General features: G+C 54.3%; 12 protein-coding genes and 1 tRNA gene. 6 read left to right on the top strand and 7 right to left on the bottom strand.

What is annotated here, in order from left to right; genetic code table 11:
• Nucleotides 1-481, top strand: a 481-nt coding sequence (locus BK670_RS09890; protein ID WP_221178366.1) for a ParB/RepB/Spo0J family partition protein, incomplete at its 5' end; no start/stop codon positions are given.
• A complete protein-coding gene (locus BK670_RS09885; protein ID WP_123449616.1) occupies nucleotides 478-909 on the top strand; it encodes a DUF6896 domain-containing protein in 432 nt (143 codons plus the stop codon). The genes BK670_RS09890 and BK670_RS09885, both read left to right, overlap by 4 nt.
• 146 nt (nucleotides 910-1,055) lie before the next feature.
• Here the strand turns inward: BK670_RS09885 and BK670_RS29605 are convergent, their stop codons facing one another.
• From BK670_RS29605 to BK670_RS09870, 4 genes are all read right to left on the bottom strand, one after another.
• Complete coding sequence (locus tag BK670_RS29605; RefSeq protein WP_185036758.1) at nucleotides 1,056-1,220, bottom strand: hypothetical protein; 165 nt, start codon at nucleotides 1,218-1,220, stop codon at nucleotides 1,056-1,058.
• A gap of 122 nt (nucleotides 1,221-1,342) precedes the next feature.
• Nucleotides 1,343-1,762, bottom strand: a complete 420-nt coding sequence (locus BK670_RS09880) for a glycine zipper domain-containing protein (RefSeq protein WP_123449615.1) — start codon at nucleotides 1,760-1,762, stop codon at nucleotides 1,343-1,345.
• A 137-nt stretch (nucleotides 1,763-1,899) separates the two neighbouring features.
• Entirely contained in the window at nucleotides 1,900-2,271 is a 372-nt protein-coding gene (locus tag BK670_RS09875; RefSeq protein ID WP_016983669.1) for a glycine zipper domain-containing protein, read from the bottom strand.
• A gap of 324 nt (nucleotides 2,272-2,595) precedes the next feature.
• The gene (locus BK670_RS09870) at nucleotides 2,596-2,784 is read right to left on the bottom strand and encodes a hypothetical protein (protein WP_123449614.1); all 189 of its coding nucleotides are present in this window, start codon (nucleotides 2,782-2,784) and stop codon (nucleotides 2,596-2,598) included.
• Between the two features lie 222 nt (nucleotides 2,785-3,006).
• Here BK670_RS09870 and BK670_RS09865 point away from each other — a divergent pair, with 222 nt between their 5' ends.
• Entirely contained in the window at nucleotides 3,007-3,360 is a 354-nt protein-coding gene (locus BK670_RS09865; RefSeq protein WP_123449613.1) for a YceK/YidQ family lipoprotein, read from the top strand.
• Here BK670_RS09865 and BK670_RS09860 read toward each other — a convergent pair whose 3' ends face one another.
• The 3 genes from BK670_RS09860 to BK670_RS29600 form a co-directional block, all read right to left on the bottom strand.
• Nucleotides 3,361-3,681 (bottom strand): YbjQ family protein, encoded by a 321-nt coding sequence (locus tag BK670_RS09860; protein WP_123449612.1) that lies wholly within the window; start codon nucleotides 3,679-3,681, stop codon nucleotides 3,361-3,363.
• Between the two features lie 143 nt (nucleotides 3,682-3,824).
• A tRNA-Ser gene (locus tag BK670_RS09855) sits at nucleotides 3,825-3,914 on the bottom strand.
• Nucleotides 3,910-4,071, bottom strand: a complete 162-nt coding sequence (locus BK670_RS29600; RefSeq protein ID WP_185036757.1) for a hypothetical protein — start codon at nucleotides 4,069-4,071, stop codon at nucleotides 3,910-3,912. The genes BK670_RS09855 and BK670_RS29600 overlap by 5 nt, the downstream gene beginning before the upstream one ends.
• 138 nt (nucleotides 4,072-4,209) lie before the next feature.
• Between BK670_RS29600 and BK670_RS09850 the strand changes: the two genes are divergently transcribed.
• From BK670_RS09850 to BK670_RS09840, 3 genes are all read left to right on the top strand, one after another.
• Nucleotides 4,210-4,899, top strand: coding sequence for a crotonase/enoyl-CoA hydratase family protein (locus tag BK670_RS09850; RefSeq protein WP_122608408.1), 690 nt, complete (start codon nucleotides 4,210-4,212; stop codon nucleotides 4,897-4,899).
• 216 nt (nucleotides 4,900-5,115) lie between these two features.
• A complete protein-coding gene (locus BK670_RS09845; protein ID WP_123449611.1) occupies nucleotides 5,116-5,838 on the top strand; it encodes a lysophospholipid acyltransferase family protein in 723 nt (240 codons plus the stop codon).
• A 134-nt stretch (nucleotides 5,839-5,972) separates the two neighbouring features.
• A complete protein-coding gene (locus BK670_RS09840) occupies nucleotides 5,973-6,944 on the top strand; it encodes a magnesium and cobalt transport protein CorA (RefSeq protein WP_123449610.1) in 972 nt (323 codons plus the stop codon).
• Nucleotides 6,945-6,971 lie beyond the last annotated feature (27 nt).

Here is a 6,971-nt window from a genome sequence, read left to right as displayed (position 1 = left end):
TCAGTACCAGTACGTGCCGAATCCGACGGGGTGGGTGGATCCGTTGGGGTTGAGTTCCAACTGTCCGCCGCCGAATAGGCCTGGGTGTGAGGTGCCGGGTGGGATTGGTGGGGCTAAGGTTGATGAGGGTGAACCACGATTACCGGATTTGATTCATGGCGTTGACCCACATTCAGTAAAGCGAACGCATGCAATTATGGGAAAAAATTCAACTAAACATGTCGAAAAAATAAGGGATCAAATGCGAGCAGGTGGCTACGATGTCAGCTATCCCATAGATGTAGCAGAACATCAGGGCAACTTCTATATTCTAGATGGACATCACCGTGCAGCAGCTGCAAAACAAACAGCAACGCCTATAACTATAAAACTGATCACAAACATCAGGGAGCACAAAGGAGAGCTCAATACGATTGAAGAAGTCATCGACTCAGCTAACAATGTCGGACACGACCGATTGGAGCATCACAGAAGAAGATGAAAAAGGACGATAAAAATCTTGAGGACCTAATAACAGACTTCCTTTCAAAAGTTGAAAGCGGAACAGAATTACTACAAAAAAAATTTGGCACCCGGAATATTTTAAGACTTTGGCGAAGCAAGCAAATCGAACGCTGCGGTGAAATAACTGATGGAATTCAATATGAACTTCACGGCGTAGGGTGCGCCATTCATTTCCCATCAGAATCAGTGGACTTCGACTATGGATCGAACAACAGAATCGACGGCTTTGATGTGTGGCGCCTCTACATTTACGCTAGCGACAGGCCATCTAAATACAAAAAATACTGCGATAAAAAAATAGTTGAAAAGGAGTTTAAAGAATACATCGCATCAGGCCGAATAGAAAAAATGTCGCCATCAGATAACCTTTACATACGCGTCAACCCTGACTTAGCTGCGAAATAACAAAAAATTATCGGTGGCCTGCTTCCGTCTCAAAAATTTTTACCAACCTTAACCTGCGCGAGCAAACCAATCAGAATCAAGGGGCCTGAAGTACAGGCCCCGGAGATTTGAAATCAGCACGCTGCCTCGCTCAAACTTCAAGACAGCTATTGCTCATCCTCCTCTTCATACTCCATATCCGCCTCATCCGAATCATTCAACGGCACCGTCGCATCATCCATCAACGACCCCGGATCCTCATTTCCCGGATCATTGATAAACGGCAGTCCACTCGGACCCTTCTCTTCCTTGCCTTCGGTTTCAGGAGTCATGGCAAACCTCATCGTCTCGTGGCGTGTATGACGTTCGAAAAGCCCTACAGCCAATCGTTCCGGTGTCCGACGAGCAAATACAAAAAACCCGGCAAAAAGCCGGGTTTCTGTTCAAACCTCCATCAATGATGGCGGTTTTTATGTTTATTGTTGTGCTTGTGACCGCCGCCCGAATGAGAGCCACCATCGTCACCGAGGTTATTGCCGACCGCTCCACCGGCCGCGCCGCCCAATCCTGCACCAATGGTCGAACCGGTCGAGCCGCCGAGACTGTTGCCGACAACCGAGCCACCCGCCGCGCCGAGACCACCGCCAATGGCGGCTTCGGTTCGATTGCGTTTATTCGCCCCGACGGCACTGCCGGCTGCGCCGCCAACGCCTGCACCTACCGCCGCGCCAGTACTGCCACCGAGTTGTCCACCGACCACATTGCCGAGCGCGCCGCCCAGGCCGCCACCAACGGCGGCGGTGCCATCACCGGCGGCCATCGCCCCCTGTGCTACCAGCAAACCGAAAAACAGTGCAGATAATGACAAGCGCATATGAACCTCACAGTTCCCGAAGCGGGACAGTCCGCCCAGACATGGGCCTATGTGAGATTGGAGAGGCGAACAGAGAAAACGTTCAGCCATGAAAAAGCCCGACATCAAGCCGGGCTTTTTCTGACAAACGATCAGTCTCAGTGACGCTTATGACCTTTGGACAAGTTGCTGCCGACTGCACCGCCAGCCGCACCGCCCAGGCCTGCACCAATGGTCGCGCCAGTCCTGCCGCCCAGGCTGTTGCCGATCACCGAACCACCGGCCGCGCCAACGCCGCCGCCAATCGCCGCTTTGGTCCGGCTACCCTTGCGCGCCGCCATTGCGCTGCCCGCCGCGCCTGCTACGCCGGCACCAATGGCCGCGCCAGTGCTACCGCCCATTTTCTGGCCGACGACATTACCCAGTGCGCCACCCAGACCACCGCCCAGCGCAGCGGTACCATCGCCGGCAGCCATTGCACCTTGAGCAACCAGAAGCCCCAGAACCAGAGCGGGCAGTGTTAAACGCATGACGAAAACCTCAACAAATGGGATGACAAAAAGGGCCGGGATTAAATGCCGTCGCCGCGCAAAAGTCCATCCGCAATTGGAGATCTCCACGCACTCGGCGCCGATTGGACAGCGATTCTGCAAAAGGTTTTATGACAGGCAAAAAAAAGCCCGCTGGGGAGACGGGCTGGAGACTTGCTTTCTAACGGATGGCTTCACCCTACTGCGGCAGACGTGAAAAGTTTGTGAAAGCGCACCGAGTTCATCGTCATCGCCTGTAAGAAATTTCTTCACACATTCAGCCATAAAAAACCCCGCGCAATGACGGGGCTATTCAGTGAACGATTATTTTCTGGATCGCATGGTGAGCTTGGGCATAAATTTCGCCTTCGGCCCTTTGGGTGCCGCGGATTTGATCTTGCCGATCTGCACCGGATCTTCGCCAAAGCCAGCGTGATACTCGCTCTGGCCGCACCGAACGCAATTGTTGAAGGAAAATTCAGCGCCATCGTCTTCGATATACGGATCAGTCATACCTTCGCCCCGTCGCAACAGATCGACACCGACAAAAACCTTTTGCCTGAAAAAATATCGACCTTCATGACTTTTGAGACTAGACGGTCACTCTTGGACTTGTGATTCAGATTGCCCAGCGCCCGACGAATGGCCTACATAAAAACAAACAAAACGAAGAGGTATCCGCATTCCAAATCAAGCTAATCTGCACCCCAATCTCATTGCGAAGGAATCGCGACCATGTTCAGGAAAGCCAGCGTTCTAATACTTTCAGCGCTGATGATCAGCGGCTGTGGGACCATCAGCAGTGTTTTTCAGGAAGACACCGTCGCAGGCAATGACCTGAAACAGCGTAAGACTTACTGTGATTCGATTTCCCGGATCTACAGCGGCGTCGGTTACGACTTCTGCGTATTGCACGCGCCAGAATTACCGATGAAAGCTTTCGGAACCGGCCGTCCCGCCGCACCGTTGGTATTGCTCGACCTCGCGGTCTCCGGCGTCACGGATACGCTGGTACTGCCTTACACCGCCTATCAACAGGTTAAACACGGCAATATCGAAATCTACCAGGCGCAAACCTCGGCTCAATGATCAGCGCAACTTGACGGCGGTCCCGGTCGCAAACACCACCACCATGCCACCCTTCCCCGCCGGCATGCTGATCTCGAAATCCACCCCGACCACCGCATCCGCCTGCAAAGCGCGTGCGCGTTCCCTGATCTCATCGGTCGCCTGAATACGAGCTTCCTTCAACGCGCGCTCCAGGGTTTGCGAGCGTCCGCCGAAAAAATCGCGCATTCCGGCAAACATATCGCGGATCACATTGACGCCCTGCACCGACTCGGCACTGACGATGTCCAGGTATGCCGTAATCTGCCGGCCTTCAATGGCGTGAGTGGTGGAAATGATCATGGAATGTCGTCCCTCTATGGATGAGTAAATCCACGATTGTAATCGCTCAAAGCGGACTTCCCGCCACGGCAATAAAAATGCAGGCGCCAGAAACCACAAAACCCCTGACTTCTTTCGAAATCAGGGGTTTTGTGTACTGAATATGGCGGTGAAGGAGAGATTCGAACTCTCGATACAGTTTCCTGTATACACACTTTCCAGGCGTGCTCCTTAAGCCACTCGGACACTTCACCGTATCTCTTCAAACATGTTCTGTCTGTCGAGGCGCGCTAATGTAGTCGAAAGCTTTTCCGATGGCAAACTTTTTTTCAGAATTTTCATGCGGTTAAGAGAAAAAGTGGTTTTGCCCACTGGCAGGCCATGGCAAACCGGCCAATCTTCGGTGGCCACGACTCTTCTATATAGAAGCGAAATGCCTCGCTACGGCGGGTGGGCCGGGAAACGGTGACTGGCGGGTCAGTCACGGCGCTTTACCTGGCCTGCGGCGGTGGGTAACGTCTGCCCATCTTTCTTACAAGGAATAGCGTCATGAGTGAGTTGATTTCCTACCACCTCGAAGACGGTATCGCGACCCTGACCTTGAGCAACGGCAAGGTCAATGCCATTTCTCCGGACGTGATTGCGGCATTCAACGCGGCGCTGGATCAGGCGGTGACTGATCGTGCCATCGTGATCATCACCGGTCAGCCGGGGATTCTGTCTGGCGGCTATGACCTGAAAGTCATGACCGCTGGCCCTAAAGAAGCTGTGTCGCTGGTAACCGCTGGTTCGACGTTGGCGCGGCGTCTGCTCTCTCACCCGTTTCCGGTCATCGTCGCGTGCCCGGGTCATGCCGTGGCCAAGGGCGCTTTCATTCTGTTGTCTGCTGATTACCGCATCGGTGTCGATGGCCCATTCAGCATCGGTCTCAACGAAGTGCAAATTGGCATGACCATGCACCACGCCGGTATCGAGTTGGCGCGTGATCGTCTGCGTCGCTCGGCATTCCATCGTTCAGTGATCAACGGCGAGATGTTCGATCCGCAAAGCGCCGTGGATGCCGGCTTCCTCGACAAGGTGGTTTCCGCCGAAGAGCTGCAAGGTGCCGCCCTCGCCGCTGCGCGTCAGTTGAAGAAGATCAACATGCTCGCGCACAAGAACACCAAGTTGAAAGTCCGCAAGGCACTGCTGGAAGCGCTGGATAACGCGATCATCCAGGATCAGGAGCATCTGGGCTAAGCCTGGATTCAAGAACGTAAAGAAAGCCCGACCGTCGTGTCGGGCTTTTTCTTACGCACAAGGTTTAAAAGTCTGCGACAGCTCTAGGACAGGTCTGACCCTCCACTTGGAAACATGCGCTTAAACATCGGCTATCTCCGCACTCTATAGCGGCAATTGCCGAAAACAGTGCACATCCGTACACTGCGCCACCTTTTGTCCCGGTGGGGCCTGAAAATGCTGTTCGTGTTTCGTATGTTATTGATGGGCCTGCACTTTATTCTGGCAGGTGTGCTCGGGGTGCTTCTCGGGATCTGCCGCCCGTTCAATCCGGACAACAGCCGACTGTGCGCCCGCCTCTACGCGCTGCCGGCGATGTGTATTTTGCGTTTAAGAGTGAAATCCGATGTCAGCGGTTTGATGAACAAACCCGACAGCTGCGTGATCATCGCCAACCATCAGTCCAACTATGACTTGTTCGTGTTCGGCAACGTAGTGCCACGCCGTACGGTGTGCATCGGCAAGAAGAGCCTCAAGTGGGTGCCGCTGTTCGGGCAATTGTTCTGGCTGGCCGGCAATGTGTTGATCGACCGTGGCAATGCGCACAAGGCGCGCCAATCGATGCTCACCACCACGAATACCCTGCAGAACGAAGACACTTCGATCTGGGTGTTCCCCGAAGGCACGCGCAATCTCGGCGAAGAATTGTTGCCCTTCAAGAAAGGCGCCTTCCAGATGGCGATTGCCGCTGGTGTACCGATCGTTCCGGTTTGCGTCAGCAGTTACATCAAGCACATGCGCCTGAATCGCTGGCGCAGCGGAAAAATCCTCATACGCTCGTTACCGGCGATTCCTACAGCCGGATTGACCATGGATGACATGCCCATGCTCATCAATCAGTGTCGTGAGCAGATGCGCGAGTGTATTGAGTCGATGGATCGGCAACTGCAAGCCGCCTGAGAAGAAAACCCGCCTGGTGCGGGTTTTCTTTTGCCCGGTGAACTGTACAGATTTCACTGACTCTCAAGCAGCGACACGGCTAAGCTGAAGCCTTGTATTCCCTGCCACCTGCCAAGAAGAAGTGAATCACCACCATGGGTCGAGTTGTTGCTGCTGCGGTGTACAGCGCAGGCAAGAAAGTCACCAATATTACCCTCGACGAAGGCGCTGCCTGGGCCGCGAAAACCGGTCACTTTGTCTGGATCGGTCTGGAAGAGCCGGACGCTCAGGAGCTGTCCAATCTGCAACGTCAGTTCAACCTGCACGAACTGGCGATTGAAGACGCCTTGGAAAAACACAGTCGTCCGAAGCTGGAAACCTTTGGCGACGCTTTGTTTATCGTCACCTACTCGCCCATCCGCGAGAACGGCATTCTGCAATTTATCGAGACGCACATCTTTGCCGGCAAGGGCTACATCATCACGGCGCGCAATGGCCACTCGGCGTCCTACGCCCATGTCCGCCAACGCTGTGAGGCGCGTCCGCTGTTGCTGGAGCACGGAGAAGATTTCGTACTGTATGCACTGCTCGATTTCGTCATCGAGAACTACCAACCGGTCGGTGAAGCCATCCATGCCGAGATCGATGAGCTGGAACGCAATGTGTTGTGCAGCGCGTTGAATGAGCATGACATTCAGAGGTTGCATGGCTTGCGCCGCGATGTCGTACGCCTGCGTCGCTACGCAGCGCCGATGGTGGAGATTGGCGAGGAATTGCAGAAACTGAGTTTCCCGTTTATCGACAAGAACATGCGCCCGTACTTTCGCGATGTGCAGATCCACGTCACCCGGCAGATGGAAGACCTGACCACACTGGCTGACATTGCCAGCCAGACCATCGAGATCGGTGTGTTGCTCGAGGCATCAAGGCAAAGCGTGGTGCAACGCAAATTTGCTGCCTGGGCGGCGATTCTGGCGTTTCCGACGGCGGTGGCAGGGATTTACGGGATGAACTTCCAGAACATGCCGGAGCTGAGCTGGCACTACGGCTATTTCGGTGTGCTGGGGTTTATTACGGTGGGGTGTGTGAGTTTGTGGGCGAGTTTCAAGAAGTCGGGGTGGTTGTAGAGCAAACCGAGTTGTCTGGAACATTCG

The sequence above is a fragment of the Pseudomonas fluorescens genome, assembly GCF_003732425.1.
Taxonomy (GTDB): domain Bacteria; phylum Pseudomonadota; class Gammaproteobacteria; order Pseudomonadales; family Pseudomonadaceae; genus Aquipseudomonas; species Aquipseudomonas fluorescens_BE.
The sequence above is the reverse complement of the archived record's forward strand: the minus strand, read 5'-3'. Positions and strand labels throughout refer to the sequence as shown.

Coding starts and splice junctions, on each gene's coding strand:
- BK670_RS09885 (WP_123449616.1), top strand. CDS start 478: ATGAAAAAGGACGATAAAAATCTTGAGGACCTAATAACAGACTTCCTT.
- BK670_RS29605 (WP_185036758.1), bottom strand. CDS start 1,220: ATGACTCCTGAAACCGAAGGCAAGGAAGAGAAGGGTCCGAGTGGACTG.
- BK670_RS09880 (WP_123449615.1), bottom strand. CDS start 1,762: ATGCGCTTGTCATTATCTGCACTGTTTTTCGGTTTGCTGGTAGCACAG.
- BK670_RS09875 (WP_016983669.1), bottom strand. CDS start 2,271: ATGCGTTTAACACTGCCCGCTCTGGTTCTGGGGCTTCTGGTTGCTCAA.
- BK670_RS09870 (WP_123449614.1), bottom strand. CDS start 2,784: ATGACTGATCCGTATATCGAAGACGATGGCGCTGAATTTTCCTTCAAC.
- BK670_RS09865 (WP_123449613.1), top strand. CDS start 3,007: ATGTTCAGGAAAGCCAGCGTTCTAATACTTTCAGCGCTGATGATCAGC.
- BK670_RS09860 (WP_123449612.1), bottom strand. CDS start 3,681: ATGATCATTTCCACCACTCACGCCATTGAAGGCCGGCAGATTACGGCA.
- BK670_RS09850 (WP_122608408.1), top strand. CDS start 4,210: ATGAGTGAGTTGATTTCCTACCACCTCGAAGACGGTATCGCGACCCTG.
- BK670_RS09845 (WP_123449611.1), top strand. CDS start 5,116: ATGCTGTTCGTGTTTCGTATGTTATTGATGGGCCTGCACTTTATTCTG.
- BK670_RS09840 (WP_123449610.1), top strand. CDS start 5,973: ATGGGTCGAGTTGTTGCTGCTGCGGTGTACAGCGCAGGCAAGAAAGTC.